The sequence below is a fragment of the Serratia sp. 14-2641 genome, from assembly GCF_001692375.1.
GTDB lineage: Bacteria > Pseudomonadota > Gammaproteobacteria > Enterobacterales > Enterobacteriaceae > Chania > Chania fonticola_C.
The window spans coordinates 195,863-217,635 of record NZ_LXKR01000001.1; the positions used below are offsets into that span (position 1 = coordinate 195,863).

17 protein-coding genes are annotated in these 21,773 nt (G+C 54.6%); 13 read left to right on the forward strand and 4 right to left on the reverse strand.

The features are described 5' to 3' along the window. Positions 1 to 22: 22 nt before the first annotated feature. Both pta and ackA read right to left on the reverse strand, forming a co-directional pair. Entirely contained in the window at positions 23 to 2,182 is a 2,160-nt protein-coding gene (pta, locus tag A6U95_RS00920; protein WP_024529584.1) for a phosphate acetyltransferase, read from the reverse strand. 101 nt (positions 2,183 to 2,283) lie between these two features. Beyond that, positions 2,284 to 3,486: an acetate kinase gene (ackA, locus tag A6U95_RS00925; RefSeq protein ID WP_065683095.1), complete on the reverse strand. Its 1,203-nt coding sequence runs from the start codon at positions 3,484 to 3,486 to the stop codon at positions 2,284 to 2,286. Between the two features lie 403 nt (positions 3,487 to 3,889). Here ackA and yfbV point away from each other — a divergent pair, with 403 nt between their 5' ends. From yfbV to A6U95_RS00945, 4 genes are all read left to right on the forward strand, one after another. After that, the gene (yfbV, locus tag A6U95_RS00930) at positions 3,890 to 4,345 is read left to right on the forward strand and encodes a terminus macrodomain insulation protein YfbV (protein ID WP_024485138.1); all 456 of its coding nucleotides are present in this window, start codon (positions 3,890 to 3,892) and stop codon (positions 4,343 to 4,345) included. 189 nt (positions 4,346 to 4,534) lie between these two features. Further along, positions 4,535 to 5,029, forward strand: coding sequence for a YfbU family protein (locus tag A6U95_RS00935; RefSeq protein WP_021178532.1), 495 nt, complete (start codon positions 4,535 to 4,537; stop codon positions 5,027 to 5,029). Positions 5,030 to 5,050: 21 nt separating this feature from the next. Continuing rightward, positions 5,051 to 5,707 carry a sugar phosphatase gene (locus tag A6U95_RS00940; RefSeq protein WP_065683096.1) on the forward strand — a complete coding sequence of 219 codons (657 nt, stop codon included), beginning with the start codon at positions 5,051 to 5,053 and terminating at the stop codon, positions 5,705 to 5,707. A gap of 96 nt (positions 5,708 to 5,803) precedes the next feature. Beyond that, positions 5,804 to 7,636 carry an SLC13 family permease gene (locus tag A6U95_RS00945; RefSeq protein ID WP_065683370.1) on the forward strand — a complete coding sequence of 611 codons (1,833 nt, stop codon included), beginning with the start codon at positions 5,804 to 5,806 and terminating at the stop codon, positions 7,634 to 7,636. Between the two features lie 441 nt (positions 7,637 to 8,077). Here the strand turns inward: A6U95_RS00945 and yfbR are convergent, their stop codons facing one another. Beyond that, positions 8,078 to 8,677, reverse strand: coding sequence for a 5'-deoxynucleotidase (yfbR, locus tag A6U95_RS00950; RefSeq protein ID WP_025122801.1), 600 nt, complete (start codon positions 8,675 to 8,677; stop codon positions 8,078 to 8,080). Positions 8,678 to 8,775: 98 nt separating this feature from the next. Continuing rightward, positions 8,776 to 9,990 carry a pyridoxal phosphate-dependent aminotransferase gene (locus A6U95_RS00955; RefSeq protein ID WP_021805995.1) on the reverse strand — a complete coding sequence of 405 codons (1,215 nt, stop codon included), beginning with the start codon at positions 9,988 to 9,990 and terminating at the stop codon, positions 8,776 to 8,778. A gap of 837 nt (positions 9,991 to 10,827) precedes the next feature. Between A6U95_RS00955 and lrhA the strand changes: the two genes are divergently transcribed. The 9 genes from lrhA to nuoI all read left to right on the forward strand — a co-directional run bounded on the left by lrhA (position 10,828) and on the right by nuoI (position 21,762). Continuing rightward, positions 10,828 to 11,766: a transcriptional regulator LrhA gene (gene lrhA / locus A6U95_RS00960; protein WP_065683097.1), complete on the forward strand. Its 939-nt coding sequence runs from the start codon at positions 10,828 to 10,830 to the stop codon at positions 11,764 to 11,766. Positions 11,767 to 12,469: 703 nt separating this feature from the next. Further along, positions 12,470 to 12,910: an NADH-quinone oxidoreductase subunit A gene (locus A6U95_RS00965; RefSeq protein WP_065683098.1), complete on the forward strand. Its 441-nt coding sequence runs from the start codon at positions 12,470 to 12,472 to the stop codon at positions 12,908 to 12,910. Positions 12,911 to 12,925: 15 nt separating this feature from the next. Next, positions 12,926 to 13,600 (forward strand): NADH-quinone oxidoreductase subunit B, encoded by a 675-nt coding sequence (locus tag A6U95_RS00970; protein ID WP_024529592.1) that lies wholly within the window; start codon positions 12,926 to 12,928, stop codon positions 13,598 to 13,600. Between the two features lie 84 nt (positions 13,601 to 13,684). Further along, entirely contained in the window at positions 13,685 to 15,493 is a 1,809-nt protein-coding gene (nuoC, locus tag A6U95_RS00975; RefSeq protein WP_178380880.1) for an NADH-quinone oxidoreductase subunit C/D, read from the forward strand. A 2-nt stretch (positions 15,494 to 15,495) separates the two neighbouring features. Continuing rightward, positions 15,496 to 16,047 (forward strand): NADH-quinone oxidoreductase subunit NuoE, encoded by a 552-nt coding sequence (nuoE, locus tag A6U95_RS00980; RefSeq protein ID WP_021178523.1) that lies wholly within the window; start codon positions 15,496 to 15,498, stop codon positions 16,045 to 16,047. Continuing rightward, positions 16,044 to 17,396, forward strand: a complete 1,353-nt coding sequence (gene nuoF, locus A6U95_RS00985; RefSeq protein ID WP_021805992.1) for an NADH-quinone oxidoreductase subunit NuoF — start codon at positions 16,044 to 16,046, stop codon at positions 17,394 to 17,396. Before nuoE ends, nuoF begins: the two co-directional genes overlap by 4 nt. 99 nt (positions 17,397 to 17,495) lie before the next feature. Continuing rightward, positions 17,496 to 20,231: an NADH-quinone oxidoreductase subunit NuoG gene (nuoG, locus tag A6U95_RS00990; protein WP_139102302.1), complete on the forward strand. Its 2,736-nt coding sequence runs from the start codon at positions 17,496 to 17,498 to the stop codon at positions 20,229 to 20,231. Beyond that, entirely contained in the window at positions 20,228 to 21,205 is a 978-nt protein-coding gene (gene nuoH / locus A6U95_RS00995) for an NADH-quinone oxidoreductase subunit NuoH (RefSeq protein WP_021805990.1), read from the forward strand. The genes nuoG and nuoH overlap by 4 nt, the downstream gene beginning before the upstream one ends. Before the next feature lie 14 nt (positions 21,206 to 21,219). Beyond that, positions 21,220 to 21,762 (forward strand): NADH-quinone oxidoreductase subunit NuoI, encoded by a 543-nt coding sequence (gene nuoI / locus A6U95_RS01000; RefSeq protein WP_021178518.1) that lies wholly within the window; start codon positions 21,220 to 21,222, stop codon positions 21,760 to 21,762. Positions 21,763 to 21,773: the final 11 nt, after the last annotated feature.

The window sequence follows — 21,773 nt, forward strand, 5'->3', positions numbered from 1 at the left end:
CCGTAGTGGCACCTTTGTCTCATCAGGCTTTAGCTGCCTGTGCATCAGCCTGAGCCGACTGGATCGCCGTCAGGGCTACGGTATAGACGATGTCGTCAACCAGAGCACCACGGGACAGGTCGTTCACCGGCTTGCGCATGCCTTGCAGCATTGGCCCGATAGAGACCAGGTCAGCAGAACGCTGCACCGCTTTATAAGTGGTGTTACCGGTGTTCAGATCCGGGAAGATGAACACGGTCGCCTGACCGGCCACTGGCGAATTAGGCGCTTTGGATTTGGCCACGTCGGCCATGATCGCTGCGTCATATTGCAGTGGGCCATCGATGATCAGATCCGGGCGTTTTTCCTGTGCCAGACGGGTCGCTTCACGCACTTTCTCAACGTCGCTACCTGCACCGGAATTACCGGTAGAGTAAGAGATCATCGCTACGCGTGGTTCGATACCGAATGCGGCTGCGGAATCGGCGGACTGAATGGCGATTTCAGACAGCTGTTCAGCGGTTGGATCCGGGTTGATCGCGCAGTCACCGTAGACCAGAACCTGGTCAGGCAGCAGCATGAAGAACACGGAAGAAACCAGGGAGCTGCCCGGTGCGGTTTTGATCAACTGCAACGGTGGGCGGATGGTATTGGCGGTGGTGTGAACGGCACCGGAAACCAGGCCGTCAACTTCGCCTTTCTCCAGCATCAGGGTGCCGAGAACCACGTTGTCTTCCAACTGCTCACGCGCGACCACTTCGGTCATGCCCTTGCTCTTGCGCAGCTCAACCAGACGCGGCACATAGAGTTCACGCACGGCAACCGGATCGACGATCTCAATGCCTTTACCCAGCTCTACGCCCTGCGCGGCGGCAACGCGTTTGATCTCTTCCGGGTTACCCAGCAGCACACATTCTGCGATACCACGTTCGGCACAGATGGCCGCCGCTTTCACGGTGCGTGGCTCGTCGCCTTCCGGCAGCACGATGCGTTTACCCGCTTTGCGCGCCAGTTCGGTCAGCTCATAACGGAACGCCGGTGGAGAAAGACGACGTGAACGCTCAGAAGTGGCGGTCAGGGACTCGATCCATTCGGCGTTGATGTGGCTGGCCACGTAGTTCTGTACTTTCTCAATACGCTGATGGTCGTCTGAAGGCACTTCGAGGTTGAAGCTTTGCAGGCTCAGCGAGGTCTGCCAGGTGTTGGTGTCAACCATGAACACCGGCAGGCCGGTTTCAAAGGCGCGCTCACACAGCTTGTTGATGGAGGCATCGATCTCGTAGCCGCCGGTCAACAGGATGGCACCAATTTCCACGCCGTTCATCGCGGCCAGGCAGGCTGAAACCAGCACGTCCGGACGGTCGGCAGAAGTGACTAACAGGGAACCTGGGCGGAAGTGTTCCAGCATGTGCGGAATGCTGCGCGCACAGAAGGTCACAGATTTCACCCGGCGGGTCATGATGTCGCCTTCGTTGATCACTCGCGCCTTCAGGTGGCGGGCCATATCAATGGCACGGGTAGCGATCAGTTCGAAGCTCCACGGTACGCAACCCAACACCGGCAGCGGGCTGTTGGCGAACAGCTGTGCAGGATCGACATTGGCTACGCTGGCCTTGGTGGAATCGTCAAAGATTTCGGACAGGTCTGGGCGAGTACGGCCCTGATCGTCCACCGGAGCGTTCAGCTTGTTAATGATCACGCCGGTAATGTTTTTGTTCTTGCTGCCGCCGAAGCTGGAGCGAGCCAGTTCGATGCGCTCGGTCAACTGGGCTGGAGAATCGTTGCCCAGTGCCAGCACAAAGACGATCTCTGCGTTCAGCGTTTTGGCGATCTCGTAGTTCAGCGAGTTGGCGAACTGATGCTTACGGGTAGGCACCAAGCCTTCGATCAGCACCACTTCTGCGTCTTTGGTGTTTTCGTGGTAACGAGCCACGATCTCTTCCATCAGCACGTCCTGCTGGTTGGAGCTCAACAGGCCCTCAACGTAGCTCATACGCAGGGGTTCGGCCGCCGGAATGGTCGAGTTGCTGCGGATGATGGTGGTGGTCTGGTCGAGGGAATCGCCGCCGGTACGCGGTTGGGCAATAGGTTTGAACACGCTCAGGCGAACGCCTTTTTGCTCCATGGAGCGGATGACACCCAGGCTGACGCTGGTCAGACCGACGCTGGTGCCTGTGGGGATCAACATAATTGTACGTGACACAGAATAGTCCTCTTCACGGTTTTCTGCCTGCAACGGGGGCGCAGACAAAGATGACAGGCTCAAAACAACACCGCCAGCCTGGGCTGACGGTGTGGAGAGCATTAAGCGGTCAGACGGGAAGCGTCTTGCGCGATGACCAATTCTTCGTTGGTCGGGATCACCAGTGCCGGACGGCTGCCGTCTTTGGTGATGTTGCCTGATTTGCCGAAGCGGGCAGCCAGGTTGCGTTCATGATCGATTTCAAAGCCCAGCAGGCCCAGTTTGTCCAGGGTCAGCTCACGTACCATCGCGGCGTTCTCACCGATACCACCGGTGAAGATCACGGCATCCAGACGGCCTTCCATCAGGGCGCTATAGGCACCGATGTACTTGGCCAGACGGTGGCAGAAGACGTCCATGGCGCGCTTGGCATCGGCCTTGGTGTCATAGTTGTCTTCAACGTAACGGCAGTCGCTGGTGACTTCGGTCAGGCCCAGCAGGCCAGACTCTTTGGTCAGCATCTTGTTGATCTGGTCAACGCTCATGCCCATGGCGTCGTGCAGGTGGAAGATGATGGCTGGATCGATGTCACCACTGCGGGTACCCATTACCAGGCCTTCCAGCGGGGTCAGACCCATGGAGGTATCAACACACTTACCGTTGCGCACTGCGGTTACGGAACCGCCGTTGCCCAGATGGCAGGTGATGATGTTAACTTCGTCAACCGGCTTGTTCAGCGCCTTCGCGGCTTCTTGCGTCACGTAGAAGTGGCTGGTGCCGTGTGCGCCGTAGCGACGAACGCCATGGTCGCGGTACAGGCTGTACGGCAGGGCATACAGGTAGGACTCTTCCGGCATGGTCTGATGGAACGCGGTGTCAAACACGGCAACGTTTTTATCAGCCAGATTAGGGAAGGATTTCAACGCTTCAGCAATACCGATCAGGTGAGCCGGGTTATGCAGTGGTGCAAAAGGTACCGAATCTTTGATACCCTGCAGGACTTCGTCGTTGATGACGGCAGAAGCCGTGAACTTCTCGCCGCCGTGCACGATGCGGTGGCCGATAGCGGTCAACTGGGCGGAAAGCTCTGGTTTTTGTGCCAGAATAGTATTAACAATGAAGTTCAGCGCTTCGCTGTGCGCTGCGCCGGCACCCAGGGCCGCTTCTTGTTTACCGCCATCCATTTTCCATTTGATACGGGCTTCAGGAAGATGGAAGCACTCGGCTAGGCCAGAGAGGTATTCTTCACCGTTGGCTGCATCGATGATGGCGAATTTCAGGGAAGAACTGCCGCAGTTAAGGACCAGTACTAGCTTACTCGACATGGAAGTACCTACTTATAGTTCGTGTTGGTATTAAGGAAGACCCAAAAACACGTGGTGAATAAAACGTCAATCAGACAACAAGCGTAGCGCATAATGCCGTTGACATTTATGATTAACATCATGTCAGTGATACAAAGGACACAATGATGAAAAAACCGATGATTTCTCTGCGGTTTAAGCGATCCTGATTTTTACCGCTTCCTAGCCCCACATGGCCGCCAACGGCAGGATTAGGGAGATAGGGCTAAAAGTTGACAAATCTTCTGTCATCTTCTACCGGCACATGGCCGGCTTAGGATACCGATAGCCCGCCACAAACACAAAATAAATTTAAAGCTTCAACTTTTTTGTTAGTGTGTTTGCAAGAATAATTTATTTTTTATACGTGAAGTTGAGGTGCGCAATGACGAGCAGACCATCCGGTTCCGTAAGCTGGTTTCAGATATTCCAGCGCGGGCAGCATTACATGAAAACCTGGCCAGCAGACAAACGGCTGGCACCGCTTTTCCCTGAGAACCGCGTGGCGCGCGCTACCCGCTTTGCCGTTCGCTTTATGCCCCCGTTGGCGATTTTTACCCTGACCTGGCAGATTGCGCTCGGTGGTCAGCTTGGCCCGGCGATTGCCACCGCGCTGTTCGCCTGTAGCCTGCCGATGCAGGGGCTGTGGTGGTTGGGCCGACGTTCCGTGACGCCGTTGCCGCCAACCTTGTTGCAATGGTTCCATGAGGTCCGTAACAAGCTGGCGGAAGCCGGGCAGGCGATTGCCCCCGTTGAAGGGACGCCAACCTACCAGGCGCTGGCGGACGTGCTGAAACGTGCCTTCAAGCAGTTGGACAAAACCTTCCTCGACGATCTTTAAGCGCTACTGGGCCGGGGACTCACCGGCCTTGCTTGCTTTATGCCGCAAATTCGTGCCCTGATCATGTCTGGCCACGCCCCACATTTGACCAATATCCCGGTTCAAATCAAAGAAAGGTTTAGTTGTGATTCCACGCCATACTGAAGTCATGCGATGCTCTGGTTAATTTGCAGAACTGAGGACAATGAAATGGAAATGACTCACGCCCAACGGCTGATTTTGTCGAATCAATACAAGATGATGACCATGCTCGATCCGGACAATGCAGAGCGCTACCGCCGCTTGCAGACGATCATCGAGCGCGGTTTTGGTTTGCAAATGCGCGAGCTGGATCGTGATTTTGGTGAGATGAGCGAAGAGGTGTGCCGCACCATCATCAACATCATGGAAATGCACCATGCGCTCCAGGTTTCCTGGGAGAACCTCAAGGATCGCCAGGGGCTGGACGCGCGTCGCCTGGCATTCCTTGGCTTTGATGCAGCAACCGAAGCGCGTTACCTGAGCTATGTGCGTTTCCTGGTGAACACGGAAGGGCGGTATACTCATTTCGATTCTGGTAGCCACGGCTTTAACGCCCAAACCAAAATGTGGGAAAAATACCAGCGCATGCTGAGTATCTGGCTATCCTGCCCACGCCAGTATCATTTGAGCGCCGTCGAGATTGCGCAAATCATCAATGCCTGATTAAACGTAGAGGGGTTTCCCGTGGAGTGTAAGGGTTTTCTGTTCGATCTTGATGGAACGTTAGTAGATTCATTACCGGCGGTAGAGCGAGCCTGGACGCAATGGGCAGAACGCCATGGCATCAGCCCGCAACAGGTGCTGGACTTTATCCACGGAAAACAGGCGATCACCTCGCTGCGTCACTTTATGCCGAATGCCACCGAGGCTGAACTACAGCATGAGTTCACACGGCTTGAGCAGGTGGAAGCAGAGGATACCGACGGCGTCAACGCTCTGCCTGGTGCATTGGCCTTGCTGGAGCGGATCAATGCGTTGGGGATACCTTGGGCAATCGTCACCTCGGGTTCCGTGCCAGTGGCTAACGCACGCCGCCTTGCCGGTGGGGTGCCGCTTCCTGAGGTGTTTATCACCAGTGAGCGTGTTAAACAGGGTAAACCGCATCCAGACGCCTACCTGTTAGGGGCTCAAGGTCTTGGGTTGGCACCGCAGGATTGTGTGGTGGTGGAAGATGCTCCTGCCGGGATCCTTTCTGGTTTGGCTGCAGGTTGCCAGGTGATTGCGGTAAATGCACCGGTAGACACGCCGAAACTGGACCAGGTGGATCTGATCCTTTCCTCCTTGGAACAGCTCAAGATCGCCAAGTCCGATCAGGGTGCTGTCATCGAACTTATTGCTTAATCTGCACATTCTTACCTCAATTTGATTAGACCCCGCATCGTCGGGGTTTTTTTATGCTAATTTCTTATGCCGGGATCACTGCAGAATGAGGCCGTTTTGAACAGCGAATTACTTTGGGTCTTGAGTTTACTGTTAATAGCCATAGTGCTGTTTACCACCAACAAGCTGCGCATGGATGTGGTGGCACTGTTGGTGATCATCGCGTTTGTGCTCAGTGGAACCTTGAGCTTGCAAGAGGCAACGGCTGGCTTCAGCGATCCGAACGTCATTTTGATTGCCGCTCTGTTCGTCATTGGCGAAGGGCTGGTGCGCACCGGGGTGGCCTATCAGGTTGGCGACTGGCTGGTGAGAGTGGCGGGCAGCAGTGAAACCAAGATGATGATGTTGCTGATGTTTACCGTTGCTGGACTCGGGGCCTTTATGAGCTCAACCGGGGTGGTAGCCATCTTTATTCCCGTGGTGCTCAGCGTCGCGGTACGCATGAAAATCTCCCCAGGGCGCCTGATGATGCCGTTGAGCTTCGCCGGTTTGATCAGCGGCATGATGACGCTGGTTGCCACGCCGCCGAATATGGTGGTCAACAGCGAACTGGTGCGTGAAGGCATCAATGGTTTCGGGTTCTTTGGCGTTACGCCAATTGGCCTGGTGGTGTTGCTGTTGGGCGTGGGATACATGCTGGTTGCGCGCCGCTGGCTCGGCGACAGCGGCGGCACCAAGACCAAGTCGGCCTGGGAGCGCCGGACTTTCCGCGATTTAATCCGCGACTATAAGCTCACCGGCCGGGCGCGTCGTTTGGCGGTGCGTAGCGGTTCGCCACTGATTGGCCGCTCGCTGGATGAATTACATTTGCGCGCGCGTTACAGCGCCAACGTTATCGGCATCGAGCGCTGGAAGCGTTTTCGCCGGGTGATGATCAGCGCCTTTGGCAGCACGGAACTGCGCGAAGGGGACGTACTGCTGATCGACATGACGGATTGCGATATCGATCTGCGTCAGTTCTGTAGTGAGCAACAACTTGAGCCCATGGTGCTGCGGGGGGAATATTTCTCCGAACAGTCGCGCAACGTGGGGATGGCCGAAGTATCGCTAATCCCTGAGTCGGCCCTGCTGGGGAAAAGCGTGCGCGATGCCGCTTTCCGTAGCCGTTACGATCTCAACGTAGTCGGCATCCGCCGCAATGGCGAAACCCTGCAAGGCAAGCTGGTGGATGAACCGCTGGGCCTGGGGGACATTCTGTTGGTGATCGGCGATTGGAAAGCGATCCGCCAGTTACAAGCCAAAACCCATGATTTTATCGTCTTGAACCTGCCCGCCGAAGTGGACGAAGTGGCACCGGCTATCACCCAGGCTCCTCACGCGTTGTTCTGCCTGGCGCTGATGGTGGCAATGATGCTGACCGACGAGATCCCGAATCCGATCGCCGCGCTGATCGCTTGCCTGTTGATGGGGCGCTTTCGCTGCATCGATATGGAAAGTGCCTATAAAGCGATCCATTGGCCGAGCATCATTTTGATCGTCGGTATGATGCCCTTTGCCCAAGCGTTGCAGAAAACGGGCGGGGTAGACCTGATCGTCCGTGGGTTGATGGACGTTGCTGGTGATGCCGGGCCGCACGTCATGCTGGCCTGTCTGTTTGTCCTGTGCGCCACCATTGGGCTGTTTATCTCTAACACCGCCACGGCGGTGTTGATGGCCCCTATCGCTATCGCCGCGGCCCGCGAAATGGGCGTTTCGCCTTATCCGTTTGCCATGATTATCGCGATTGCCGCCTCCGCCGCCTTTATGACGCCGGTGTCATCGCCGGTCAATACGCTGGTGTTGGGGCCGGGGAACTACAAGTTTGGCGATTTTCTGAAAATTGGGGTGCCGTTCACCGTGCTGGTGATGATTGTCAGCGTGATCCTGGTGCCTTGGTTGTATGCGTTTTAAGCACACGGTTTGCGTTTTATATCAGGATTAAGAAAAGGCGCTTTATCTTTTTTTGAGAATACGATGAAGTAGCTAACCACCGAAACCATAAAGCGTTTTGGCATTTTATCGGCTCATGCAGCAGCTCGTTGAGGCTTTACGGCGACCCGTGTCGCCCTAGCTTAGTTTAGCGATCCTTCTGGAGTTGCCATGAAAATGAAACATGGATTTATAACCCTTACTTTAGCTTCTCTGTTGTTGCTGTCCGGTTGTGCGAGATACATGAGTGGCTCTCTCACAAGGCCCACAGGATAAAATTTACCGTTTCCTGGTCACGCAAACCTTCCAGCGTATCGATTTACGCTCGGTGGTGGAGCAGGAATTCACAGTGGAAATGCCGGAAGTACGACCTGCGGCTAAGGTGTCTCAGATTGCCAGGTGCATAAGCACCTGGCTCTATTCTTACAGGGGGGAGTCGCTGCTGATTTCATCCAGCGAAAGGCTGAAGCTTGGGATGAATACCTGCATAAAATAATCCATTTCAGGGCTATGACGCAGCTGCAACGTCTTCTCCAGGCGTGCCTTAGCCAGCTTGAATTCATTATTCCCCGCCGACAGCTCCTCCAGACACTTCAGATACGCGCATAGCGCATCGGCCTGCTTCACGATCAGCTTTTCGTCCTCGCTGTGATGGTGTTCGTCCAGGATAGAGCGGAAATCGTTCTGTAACTCTTCCGGCAGCATCTCCAACAGCTTTTGCTGGGCAATCTTCTCGATTTTTTTGTATTCGTGGGCAATCTGCGGATTGTAATACTTGATGGGAGTAGGCATATCGCCGGTCAGCACTTCGCTGGCATCGTGATACATCGCCAACAACGCCACGCGTTCGGCATTCAGGTTGCCGTTAAACTTGCGGTTTTTGATCGCGGCCAGCGCATGGGCGACAAAGGCGACCTGCAAGCTGTGTTCGGAAACGTTTTCGGTACGCACATTGCGCATCAGCGGCCAGCGGCTAATCAGTTTCAAACGGGACAGGTGGGCAAAGAAGTGGCTCTGGCTCATGGTGCTCTCTCTACAACGGCATGTGAGAGCATTATACGCCATGGAGCTAAGGACATCCCTCGGAATTGTAGGGGCGCAGCGAACCGCGCCCGGCAAAATTACTGGTGATAGGTTTCCAGGAAGCGGCCCAGTTTGCCCACCGCCATTTCCAATTCATCCACGCGGGGCAGCGTAACGATCCGGACGTGGTCTGGGTAAGGCCAGTTGAACGCGCTGCCCTGTACCAGTAACACCTTCTCTTGCAACAGCAGATCCAGCACCAGCTTCTGGTCGTCGCGGATGTTAAAGCGCTTGGCGTCGATGCGTGGGAACATATAGAGCGCACCTTGAGGTTTCACGCAGGAAACGCCAGGGATCTCATTTAGCAGCTCCCAGGTACGGTCGCGTTGTTCATACAGGCGGCCACCAGGCTGAATAAATTCGCTGATGCTCTGGTAACCGCCCAGTGCCGTCTGGATCGCATGCTGCATTGGCACGTTGGCGCAAAGACGCATGGAAGCCAGCATCTCCAACCCTTCAATATAGCCTTTGGCATGCTTCTTCGGCCCGTTGAGCACCATCCAGCCCTGACGGAAACCGGCAACGCGGTAGGTTTTGGACAGGCCGTTAAAGGTGACGGTCAGCAGATCTGGCGCCAACGCGGCGATCGAGTGATGCTCTGCCTCGTCGTAGAGGATCTTGTCGTAGATTTCGTCGGCAAAGATGATCAGGTCATGCTGGCGGGCGATCTCGACGATCTGTTCCAGCAGTTCTTTGCTGTAGACCGCGCCGGTGGGGTTATTAGGGTTGATGATCACGATGCCACGGGTGCGTGGGGTGATTTTGCTGCGAATATCGTCCAGATCCGGGAACCAGCCAGATTCTTCGTCGCACATATAGTGCACGGCCTTACCGCTGGAAAGCGACACGGCGGCGGTCCACAACGGGTAGTCTGGCGCAGGCACCAGCATTTCATCACCGATGTTCAGCAGCGCTTGCATGGATTGCACGATCAGTTCAGAAACGCCATTGCCAATGTAGATATCCTCAACGGTCACGTCACGCATGTTACGTGCCTGATAGTGCTGCATGATCGCCTTGCGCGCCGAGTAAAGCCCTTTGGAGTCGCAGTAGCCTTGTGCCGTTGGCAGATTGCGGATCACGTCGACCAAAATTTCATCGGGGGCATCAAAGCCGAACGGGGCAGGGTTGCCAATGTTCAGCTTGAGGACTTTATTGCCCTCTTCTTCAAGACGTTTAGCTTCTTTGAGTACCGGACCACGAATGTCATAACAGACGTTGTCCAGTTTGCTGGATTTCTCAATGGGGGACATAGAAAGTTGAGCCTTTTGCTAAGATAGGGTCGTTCCTACCGTGGAACACCGCAATCCGTCCAATGTACTCCTGGAGGCCGGGCTTTTGAAGGGTTATGCATTGCTTTGGTGAAAACGATCGGCAAAAATCGCTTTTTAAGATAATAACCGTCTGTATTGATCTATTTTTTAGTGTTTAAATCTGAATGTGTCGCAGATTTAAGGTTTATATTCCAATGGAAGTGCATGTCACGTAAAGGGTTTTTATCAGTTAACCGTAGAAATGTGCATGCCAGGCGCCAGAAAAACGCCAAAGCCGCTTAAAAATAGTAATATGGGATTAATCTGGTTTCTTGTCTGTACTGACAATACCACACTGAGTTGAAGTAGAATTACATTAGGCCCACTTCAGTAATTAACTTAAATTTTATTTAAGTAATGGTCAGTGTCTTTTAATAATCAAAAGACTTACTGCTTGAATTTATTAAATTCCCTAATCGATGAGTCGTTGGATATACGAGGGGGGTGTTAATATTTTGTACAGAAAACAACAATGCTGTCATGGTCTCTGGCGGCCAGAGATCGAGGTAACCGGGAGGAAAGGGGGGATTTTGCCCGCATAGGATTATCAATGCTTATAAGGGTAAGCACTTTTCGTCGTAACTTTCACCACTATCAATAAGCCGTTGCGATAGATCATGGATAAAAAGCGATGCAGATAACGAAATATAAGTAATTTTTTTGCCCTCTTCTAATGAGTGGGGTACTGTCATAAGTGGCGCATGCCCTTTTCAGCTGCGTCTTAGAAATACACCAGGGTAGTTTGTAAATTAGAATTTAAAAAGTGAAGAAAACACTATGACAAGTGCAAATCGTCCGATACTTAATCTCGACCTCGATCTGCTAAGAACCTTTGTTGCTGTTGCTGATTTGAATACGTTTGCGGCGGCTGCCGTTGCCGTTTGTCGTACTCAGTCCGCAGTTAGTCAACAAATGCAGCGGTTAGAGCAATTGGTTGGCAAAGAGTTGTTCGCCCGTCATGGGCGCAATAAGTTGTTAACCGAACACGGTATCCAGCTTCTCGGCTACGCCAGGAAAATCCTGCGCTTCAACGACGAAGCCTGTGCCTCCTTGATGTACAACAATATCAAGGGCGTCCTGACTATCGGTGCTTCTGATGATACTGCCGATACCATTTTGCCTTTCTTGCTAAACCGCGTGACGTCGGTCTATCCCAAGCTGGCGATTGATGTGCGGGTGAAGCGTAGTCCGTTCATGATCGACATGCTGAAGAATGGCGAAGTGGATCTGGCCATCACCACCGTGGATACCGAAGGGCATCCGCACATCATTCTGCGTACGTCTCCAACGTTGTGGTACTGCTCGGCAGATTACCATTACCAGGCGGGGGAACCGATCCCTCTGGTGGTGATGGATGAGCCAAGCCCGTTCCGAGCGATGGCGATCAAGCACCTTGAAGCTGCTGGCATTCCTTGGCGTATTGCCTACGTGGCCTCAACGCTTTCTGCGGTGCGCGCGGCGTGTCGGGCAGGTTTGGGGATCACCGTGCGGCCAATCGAAATGATGAGCCCAGATCTGCGAGTTCTAGGCGCGGCAGAAGGTTTACCGCATCTTCCTGATACGCAGTATGCGCTGTGCAAAGACATGAAGTGCGAAAATGAACTGGCGATGGCGATCTTCAGTGCCGTGCAAAACGGCAGTGAGATTTACCACTTCGGCGGCGGCGAATCTTCGGTGATCGATGAAGGTTCCAGCGTGGCGGATAGCGAAGAGTAGCGTTTTACCCTAAGCTAGCCATATTGAAAGTTACAAACCTCTGCCACGGCGGAGGTTTTTTTTAGCTCAAAAAGAGGGAAAACAAGAATTTTGGCCTTTTGAGGGTAAATTCGATGCTAAGTGGGTATTTCTACATGGTTTCTAGCAGGTGATACCCTCATAACTTCGGGGTGCTCGTTTTTTATCCAGTGATAACAACAAGTAAATACCTGGAGTTGATAGGGTTATTTTGCTATTTTACGCTGACGTTTTTTTACCTGAAATTGACAAAAATTGTTAAACTGCCACACTTTTTTTGAGGATTTCTGCCTGAAACGTGTCCTGGATCAAAAAAATACCCCTAGGTAGTGAGTGGAACAACAGGGAATTCCTGAGAGAATGGTATAGTAAAAGTGAAATGTGCCTGCGGGGTTATATCTATCTGTTTCCGTTGAGCAATCAACTGACACGATTTAGCCTAAGCCAAGCGCATCATATGTTAATTAAATGCTTCGTATGTAAATTAGTGTGTAGATACTTTTGTCAAAGTTGACAGAAGGTTATAGAAAGGAGTAAAAAGCCCACAGTAAAACACTGCCTAACTCTCTGTAAAAGCAGCTTGTTTGTGTGGTTATTTATCCTTCCCTTAAATCGATGTGGTGCACTAACTGCCAGTTACAAGAGCAGAACGATCGACGCCACTTTTGATGAGTAAGCATAGAGTATGTCAACAACCATTGAAGTCATCGCTCATCACTGGGCGTTCGCCGTATTTCTTATCATGGCTATCGGGCTCTGCGGCTTCATGCTGCTGGGTGCGTTCTTCTTGGGTGGGAGAGCCCAGGCTCGCTCCAAAAACACCCCCTATGAATCAGGGATCGACTCGGTCGGTACGGCGCGCCTGCGTCTGTCTGCCAAGTTTTACCTGGTGGCCATGTTCTTCGTTATTTTCGATGTTGAAGCCTTATACCTGTATGCCTGGTCGGTCTCGATTCGTGAGAGCGGTTGGGTAGGCTTTATCGAAGCCGCCATTTTCATTTTGGTGTTATTGGCTGGTCTGGTTTATCTGGTGCGTATCGGCGCATTGGATTGGACTCCAACGCGTTCCAAGCGTTTGAGCAAGCCAGGTACCATCAAGAACGCTAGCAACAGTCATCCGCAGTAACAGCGAGGCATTAAGATGGACTATACGCTCACCCGCATAGACCCGAACGGTGAGAACGACCGTTATCCCCTGCAAAAACAGGAGATCGTTGGCGATCCCCTTGAGCAGCAGGTTCACCGTACGGTTTACATGGGTAAACTCGAACATGCTTTGCATGACATGGTGAACTGGGGGCGTAAAAACTCTCTTTGGCCGTATAACTTCGGCCTTTCGTGCTGTTATGTGGAAATGGTGACCTCGTTTACCGCCGTTCACGACGTGGCGCGTTTTGGTGCGGAAGTATTGCGTGCCTCACCACGCCAGGCAGACTTTATGGTCGTTGCCGGCACCTGTTTTACCAAGATGGCCCCGGTTATTCAGCGCTTGTACGAGCAAATGCTGGAGCCGAAATGGGTGATCTCGATGGGCGCCTGCGCCAACTCCGGCGGCATGTACGATATCTACTCGGTCGTCCAGGGCGTGGATAAATTCCTGCCGGTCGACGTGTATATCCCAGGCTGCCCACCGCGCCCGGAAGCTTACATGCAGGCACTGCTGCTGCTGCAAGAATCCATTGGCAAAGAACGTCGCCCGCTGTCGTGGGTCGTTGGCGATCAGGGCGTGTACCGCGCCAATATGCCATCAGAAAAAGAACGTAAGCACGCCGAGCGTATTGCGGTAACCAACCTTCGGTCGCCTGACGAGATTTAAGACGTTCATTTAACGTCCATCTTAGTGCGCTATTGGTTAACACAGCGAAAAGTTGAACTTGCGGCGAAATAACCCTTTAGTGTGGTGAAAAAAATTATGACAGATTTAACGACGCACGAAGCTCTGCCTGCTTGGCATACCCGCGATCATCTCGATGATCCGGTGATCGGCGAACTGCGCAACCGTTTTGGGCCGGAAGCCTTTACTGTTCAGCCCACCCGTACCGGAATGCCCGTGGTATGGGTTAAAGTTGAGCAGTTGCTGGAAGTGATGACCTTTTTGAGAAAACAACCGAAGCCGTACGTCATGCTGTTCGATCTGCATGGCATGGACGAGCGTCTTCGTACCCACCGTGAAGGCTTGCCTGCCGCGGACTTCTCTGTTTTCTACCATCTGATTTCTGTCGAACGTAACCGTGACATCATGCTGAAAGTGGCGCTGTCTGAAAAAGACCTGCACGTGCCCACAGCAACCAAGATTTTCCCGAATGCCAACTGGTATGAGCGCGAAACCTGGGAAATGTTCGGTATTACCTTCGACGGCCACCCACACCTGACGCGCATCATGATGCCGCAGACCTGGGAAGGCCATCCACTGCGTAAAGACTACCCGGCGCGTGCTACCGAATTCGATCCCTTTGTGTTGACCAAACAGAAAGAAGATCTGGAGATGGAATCGCTGAAGTTCAAGCCGGAAGAGTGGGGCATGAAGCGCGGCACCGAGAACGAGGACTTCATGTTCCTCAACCTCGGCCCGAACCACCCGTCTTCACACGGTGCATTCCGTATTATTCTGCAGCTGGACGGTGAAGACATCGTTGACTGTGTGCCGGACGTGGGCTACCACCACCGTGGCGCAGAGAAGATGGGCGAACGCCAGTCCTGGCACAGCTTTATCCCGTATACCGACCGTATCGAATACCTCGGCGGCTGCGTAAACGAAATGCCTTACGTACTGGCGGTGGAAAAACTGGCCGGGATCGTGGTGCCGGATCGTGTCAACACCATCCGCGTGATGCTGTCTGAACTGTTCCGCATCAACAGTCACCTGCTGTATATCAGTACCTTTATCCAGGACGTGGGCGCCATGACCCCGGTGTTCTTCGCCTTTACCGATCGGCAGAAAGTGTACGATCTGGTGGAAGCGATTACCGGTTTCCGTATGCACCCGGCCTGGTTCCGTATTGGTGGCGTGGCACACGACCTGCCGCGTGGCTGGGATCGCCTGCTGCGTGACTTCCTGGACTGGATGCCGAAGCGCCTAGACTCCTATGTGAAAGCCGCACTGCACAACACCATTCTGAAAGGGCGTTCTGTCGGTGTCGCTTCTTACAACGCGAAAGAAGCGTTGGAATGGGGTGTGACCGGTGCTGGCCTGCGTGCTACCGGCGTTGAGTTTGACGTGCGTAAATGGCGTCCATACTCCGGCTATGAAAACTTCGATTTCGAAGTTCCGGTCGGCGACGGCAACAGCGACTGCTACACCCGCGTGATGCTGAAAGTGGAAGAGCTGCGCCAGAGCCTGCGCATTCTTGAGCAGTGCCTGAACAACATGCCGGAAGGCCCGTTCAAGGCCGATCATCCGCTGACCACGCCGCCGCCGAAAGAGCGCACGCTGCAGCATATTGAAACGCTGATCACCCACTTCCTGCAGGTTTCCTGGGGCCCGGTGATGCCAGCTAACGAATCATTCCAGATGGTTGAAGCCACGAAAGGGATCAACAGCTACTACCTGACCAGCGACGGCAGCACCATGAGCTATCGCACCAGGATCCGTACGCCAAGCTATGCTCACCTGCAGCAAATCCCTGCGGTGATCCGTGGCAGCCTGGTCTCTGACCTGATCGTCTATCTGGGTAGTATCGATTTTGTAATGTCAGATGTGGACCGCTAACTATGCATGATCTTAAAGACACTCACGTGAGTCACGATGCGCTTGAGGCCACCAATGCAGCCGCTCCCCAGAGCGGCGCTGATGCATTTGTGCTGAGCGCGGAAGAACGTGATGCGATCGAGCACGAAAAGCACCATTACGAGGATCCACGCGCCGCCTCCATTGAAGCACTGAAGATCGTGCAGAAGCAGCGTGGCTGGGTTCCGGATGGAGCGATTTATGCCATCGCTGAAGTGCTGGGCATCCCAGCCAGCGACGTAGAAGGCGTGGCCACGTTCTACAGCCAGATTTTCCGCCAGCCAGTAGGACGCCACGTGATCCGTTACTGTGACAGCGTGGTTTGTCACATCAACGGCTACCAGGGTATTCAGGCCGCGCTGGAAAAGAAACTCAACATCAAGCCGGGCCAGACTACCTTCGACGGTCGTTTCACTCTGCTGCCGACCTGCTGTCTGGGCAACTGCGACAAAGGCCCGAACATGATGATCGATGAAGATACTCATGCTCACCTGACGCCAGAAAACGCGGTCGAACTGTTGGAGCGGTATAAATGATGATTGATATCAAACGTACTGCCGAAATGCATCCGCTGACCTGGCGCCTGCGCGATGACCAACAGCCGGTATGGCTGGATGAATATCGCAGCAAGAACGGTTACCAGGGCGCGGAAAAAGCGCTGAAAGGCATGGCCGCCGACGACATCGTCACCCTGGTGAAAGATGCCGGGCTGAAAGGCCGTGGCGGTGCAGGTTTCTCCACCGGTTTGAAGTGGAGCCTGATGCCGAAAGACGAATCCATGAACATCCGTTACCTGCTGTGTAACGCCGATGAAATGGAACCGGGCACCTATAAAGACCGTTTGCTGATGGAGCAACTGCCGCACCTGTTGGTGGAAGGCATGCTGATTTCGGCATTCGCGCTGAAAGCCTACCGGGGTTACATCTTCCTGCGTGGCGAATACGTCGAGGCCGCAGTGCATCTGCGCCGTGCGATTGCGGAAGCTACCGAAGCTGGCCTGCTGGGCAAAAATATCATGGGCAGCGGCTTTGACTTCGAGCTGTTCGTCCACACCGGCGCTGGCCGCTACATCTGCGGTGAAGAAACGGCGCTGATCAACTCGCTGGAAGGCCGCCGCGCCAACCCGCGCTCCAAGCCGCCATTCCCCGCTTCCGTGGGCGTATGGGGCAAACCGACCTGCGTGAACAACGTGGAGACCCTGTGTAACGTGCCTGCCATCCTCGAACATGGTGTGGACTGGTACAAAGGGATCTCCGCCGGTAAGAGTAACGACGCTGGTACCAAACTGATGGGCTTCTCTGGCCGGGTGAAAAACCCAGGCGTCTGGGAGCTGCCGTTTGGCACTACCGCGCGTGAAATTCTGGAAGATTACGCCGGTGGCATGCGCGATGGCCTGAAATTTAAAGCCTGGCAGCCGGGCGGGGCGGGTACCGATTTCCTGACCGCCGACCATCTGGATCTGCCAATGGACTTCGAAAGCATCGGTAAAGCGGGCAGCCGTTTAGGTACGGCGCTGGCGATGGCGGTGGATCACGAAATCGGCATGGTTCCCCTGGTGCGTAACCTGGAAGAGTTCTTTGCCCGTGAGTCCTGTGGCTGGTGTACACCGTGCCGTGACGGCTTGCCGTGGAGCGTGAAGATCCTGCGTGCTTTGGAAAGAGGCGAAGGCCAACCGGGGGATATCGAAACCCTCGAGCAGCTGTGCCGTTCCCTAGGCCCAGGTAAAACCTTCTGCGCCCATGCGCCAGGTGCCGTAGAGCCACTGCAAAGCGCGATTAAATATTTCCGTGAAGAGTTTGAAGCCGGGATTTCCCCACAGTACTTGGGCAATCTCCAGGCGGTTGGCGGCATTCAGCCAAACAACTTGTTGAAGCAACGCTGGTAATCCCGCTTTGCCTGGGTGCGGTGAGCGCGCCCCGAAACACGGCCAGAATTTTTGATTAACGCCTGCCTTATGGGCAGGCCACTTGGAAGCATGCTGACTATGGCTACGATTCATGTAGACGGCAAAGAATACGACGTAGATGGAGCCGACAACCTGTTGCAGGCGTGTCTCTCCCTCGGCCTCGATATTCCTTACTTTTGCTGGCATCCGGCGCTTGGAAGCGTCGGCGCTTGCCGCCAATGTGCGGTAAAGCAATACCAAAACGCGGACGATACGCGTGGCCGTTTGGTGATGTCCTGTATGACACCGGCATCCGATGGAACCTTTATTTCCATCGATGACGCAGAAGCCAAACAGTTCCGTGAAAGCGTGGTCGAGTGGTTGATGACCAACCACCCGCACGACTGTCCGGTATGTGAAGAGGGCGGTAACTGTCACCTGCAAGATATGACAGTAATGACCGGCCACAGCTTCCGTAAATATCGCTTCAGTAAGCGCACCCATAACAACCAGGAACTGGGGCCATTTATCTCGCATGAGATGAACCGCTGCATCGCCTGCTACCGTTGTGTGCGTTACTACAAAGACTACGCAGATGGCACCGATTTCGGTGTGTACGGCGCGCACGACAACGTCTATTTCGGTCGTCCGGAAAGCGGCACGCTGGAAAGCGAGTTCTCCGGTAACCTGGTAGAAGTGTGCCCAACCGGCGTATTCACCGACAAAACCCACTCCGAGCGTTACAACCGTAAGTGGGACATGCAGTTTGCCCCGAGCATCTGCCAGCAGTGCAGCATCGGCTGTAACACCAGCCCGGGTGAGCGCTATGGCGAACTGCGTCGTATCGAAAACCGTTACAACGGCAGCGTAAACCACTATTTCCTGTGTGACCGCGGCCGCTTTGGTTATGGCTATGTGAACCAGAAAGATCGCCCTCGTCAGCCGCAGCAACTGCGTGGCAACGACTGGATCACCCTGAACGCCGAGCAGGCGATGCAAGGTGCGGCAGATATTCTGCGTCAGGCCAACAAAACCATCGGTATCGGTTCACCGCGTGCCAGCCTGGAAAGCAACTTTGCGTTGCGTGAACTGGTCGGCGCCGAGAACTTCTATACCGGCATCAATCAGGCTGAACAACAGCGCCTGAACCTGATGCTCAACGTGTTGAAAAACAGCGGCGTCTATACGCCTAACCTGCGCGAAATCGAAAGCTACGACGCGGTGTTGGTACTGGGTGAAGATTTGACCCAAACCGGCGCTCGTATCGCGCTGTCGGTGCGTCAGGCAGTGAAAGGTAAAGCCCGCGCGATGGCTGCGGCACACCGCGTTGCCGATTGGCAGATCGCGGCGGTGCAAACCATCGGGCAGCACGCCAAACACCCGCTGTTCGTCACTAACGTCGATAACACCCGCTTGGACGACATCGCCGCCTGGAACTATCGTGCGCCGGTGGATGATCAAGCCCGTTTAGGCTTTGCCATTGCCCACGCGCTGGATGATTCCGCTCCCGCGGTGACCGATCTGGCCGAAGACCTGAACAAGAAAATTGATGTGATCGTACAGGCCCTGGCCGGTGCGCAGAAGCCATTGATCATTACCGGCAGCAATGCGGGTAGTGAAGCGATCATTGAAGCTGCGGCCAACATTGCCAAGGCGTTGAAAGGTCGTGGTGCCAATGTTGGTATCACCTTCGTCGCAGCCGCTGCCAACAGCATGGGCTTGGCGATGATTGGTGGTGGCTCGCTGGACGAGGCACTGGTGCAACTGGAAAGTGGTGCCGCTGATACCGCCATCGTGATGGAAAACGATCTCTATCGTCACGCCCCGGCGGCCAAAGTGGATGCCGCATTGGCCAAGGTCAGTAACCTGATCGTTGCCGATCACCAGCGCACCGCCATCATGGATAAAGCCAACCTGATCCTGTCTGCGGCCAGTTTTGCAGAGAGCGATGGGACCTTGGTCAGCCAGGAAGGCCGCGCACAGCGCTTCTTCCAGGTCTACGACCCGGCTTATTACGATGATGCCAAGAAAAATATCTACAGCGTGATGTTGGAAAGCTGGCGTTGGATGCACTCGCTGCACTCCACCTACACCAGCCGCCAGGTTGACTGGACTCAGCTAGATGACGTGATTGCCGCCTGCGTGAGCGCATTGCCGCAGTTGCAAGGTATTGTCGAAGCTGCACCAGATGCGACCTTCCGCATCCGTGGTCAGAAACTGGCCCGTTCACCGCACCGCTACAGTGGCCGCACCGCGATGCGTGCCGATATCAGCGTGCATGAACCGCGTCAGCCGCAGGATAAAGACACCATGTTCGCCTTCTCGATGGAAGGGAACAACAGCCCGCTGGCTGACCGTCAGCAGATCCCATTTGCCTGGGCTCCAGGTTGGAACTCACCGCAGGCATGGAACAAGTTCCAGGCCGAAGTGGGTGGCAAACTGCGTCATGGCGATCCGGGTATCCGCCTGATCGAAGCAGGGGAGGGCAACCTCGGTTACTTCACCGCTATCCCTACGGCGTTTAAAGCCGAAGGCTGGCGTGTTGCGCCGTATTACCACCTGTTTGGCAGTGACGAAATGTCACAGCGCTCCGAAGTGATCCAGCAGCGTATGCCTCAGGCCTACGTGATGATCAACGTTGCCGATGCCGCGCAGCTTGGTGTCAATGCCGGTGCCTGGGTCGAGTTCAGCTGTGCCGGTCAAACTTTGCGTTTGCCGGTACGCCTGAGTGAAACCCTGAGCCAAGGCCAGGTTGGTTTGCCACTCGGCTTGCCAGGGATCCCGCCGGTACTGGTGGGTGCGAAGGTTGAAAATCTGCGGGAGGCGGCACTATGAGCTGGTTGACACCTGAGGTGATCGACATCCTGATCGCCGTGTTGAAAGCGGTGGTGATCCTGTTGGTCGTGGTCACCTGCGGGGCGTTTATGAGCTTCGGCGAACGCCGTCTGCTGGGGCTGTTCCAGAACCGTTACGGACCAAACCGTGTCGGCTGGGGCGGTTCGCTGCAGTTGGTCGCCGACATGATCAAAATGTTCTTCAAAGAAGACTGGGTTCCGACCTTCGCCGACCGCATGATCTTTACGCTGGCCCCGGTGATTGCCTTTACCTCGCTGCTGTTGGCCTTTGCCATCGTGCCGGTCAGCCCGACCTGGTCGGTGGCCGATCTCAACATCGGTATTCTGTTCTTCCTGATGATGGCTGGCCTGGCGGTGTATGCCGTGCTGTTCGCCGGCTGGTCCAGTAACAACAAATACTCGCTGTTAGGCGCGATGCGTGCTTCGGCACAAACCCTGAGCTACGAAGTGTTCCTCGGCCTGTCCGTGTTGGGCGTGGTGGCGCAAGCCGACTCGTTCAACATGCAGGCGATTGTTGAGTCACAGGCGCACATCTGGAACGTCATTCCGCAATTCTTTGGTTTCATTACCTTTGCGATTGCCGGTGTGGCGGTATGTCACCGCCACCCATTTGACCAGCCGGAAGCCGAGCAGGAACTGGCCGACGGTTACCACATTGAATATTCCGGTATGAAATTCGGTCTGTTCTTCGTGGGGGAATACATCGGTATCGTGACCGTGTCCGCCCTGATTGTGACGTTGTTCTTCGGCGGTTGGCAGGGTCCATTCCTGCCGCCATTCATCTGGTTCGCACTGAAAACGGCCTTCTTCATGGTGATGTTCATTCTGATCCGTGCTTCGTTGCCGCGTCCGCGTTATGACCAGGTGATGTCATTCGGCTGGAAGATTTGCCTGCCGTTGACGCTGCTGAACCTGCTGGCAACCGCCGCGGTCATTTTGTACAACGCTCAATAAGGGGTGAATAAACCATGACATTGAAAGAGTTAGTGGTTGGTTTCGGCACCCAGGTGCGCAGCCTTTGGATGATTGGCCTGCACGCCTTCGCCAAACGCGAAACCCAGATGTATCCGGAAGAACCGGTTTACCTGCCGCCGCGCTATCGTGGCCGCATCGTGCTGACGCGCGATCCGGACGGTGAAGAGCGCTGCGTGGCCTGTAACCTGTGTGCGGTTGCCTGCCCGGTTGGCTGTATCTCCCTGCAAAAAGCAGAGCAGAAAGATGGCCGTTGGTATCCGGAGTTTTTCCGCATCAACTTCTCACGCTGCATTTTCTGCGGTCTGTGCGAAGAGGCTTGCCCAACCACCGCGATCCAGCTGACGCCGGATTTCGAAATGGGTGAGTTCAAGCGCCAGGATCTGGTGTACGAAAAAGAAGATCTGTTGATCTCGGGGCCGGGTAAATATCCGGAATATAACTTCTACCGGATGGCCGGTATGGCGATTGACGGCAAAGCCAAAGGCGAAGCCGAAAACGAAGCCAAACCGATCGACGTCAAAGGTCTGTTGCCTTAAGGAGCCAGCAA

Coding starts and splice junctions, on each gene's coding strand:
- ackA (WP_065683095.1), bottom strand. CDS start 3,486: ATGTCGAGTAAGCTAGTACTGGTCCTTAACTGCGGCAGTTCTTCCCTG.
- yfbV (WP_024485138.1), top strand. CDS start 3,890: ATGACGAGCAGACCATCCGGTTCCGTAAGCTGGTTTCAGATATTCCAG.
- A6U95_RS00935 (WP_021178532.1), top strand. CDS start 4,535: ATGGAAATGACTCACGCCCAACGGCTGATTTTGTCGAATCAATACAAG.
- yfbR (WP_025122801.1), bottom strand. CDS start 8,677: ATGAGCCAGAGCCACTTCTTTGCCCACCTGTCCCGTTTGAAACTGATT.
- A6U95_RS00955 (WP_021805995.1), bottom strand. CDS start 9,990: ATGTCCCCCATTGAGAAATCCAGCAAACTGGACAACGTCTGTTATGAC.
- lrhA (WP_065683097.1), top strand. CDS start 10,828: ATGACAAGTGCAAATCGTCCGATACTTAATCTCGACCTCGATCTGCTA.
- A6U95_RS00965 (WP_065683098.1), top strand. CDS start 12,470: ATGTCAACAACCATTGAAGTCATCGCTCATCACTGGGCGTTCGCCGTA.
- A6U95_RS00970 (WP_024529592.1), top strand. CDS start 12,926: ATGGACTATACGCTCACCCGCATAGACCCGAACGGTGAGAACGACCGT.
- nuoE (WP_021178523.1), top strand. CDS start 15,496: ATGCATGATCTTAAAGACACTCACGTGAGTCACGATGCGCTTGAGGCC.
- nuoF (WP_021805992.1), top strand. CDS start 16,044: ATGATGATTGATATCAAACGTACTGCCGAAATGCATCCGCTGACCTGG.
- nuoG (WP_139102302.1), top strand. CDS start 17,496: ATGGCTACGATTCATGTAGACGGCAAAGAATACGACGTAGATGGAGCC.
- nuoH (WP_021805990.1), top strand. CDS start 20,228: ATGAGCTGGTTGACACCTGAGGTGATCGACATCCTGATCGCCGTGTTG.
- nuoI (WP_021178518.1), top strand. CDS start 21,220: ATGACATTGAAAGAGTTAGTGGTTGGTTTCGGCACCCAGGTGCGCAGC.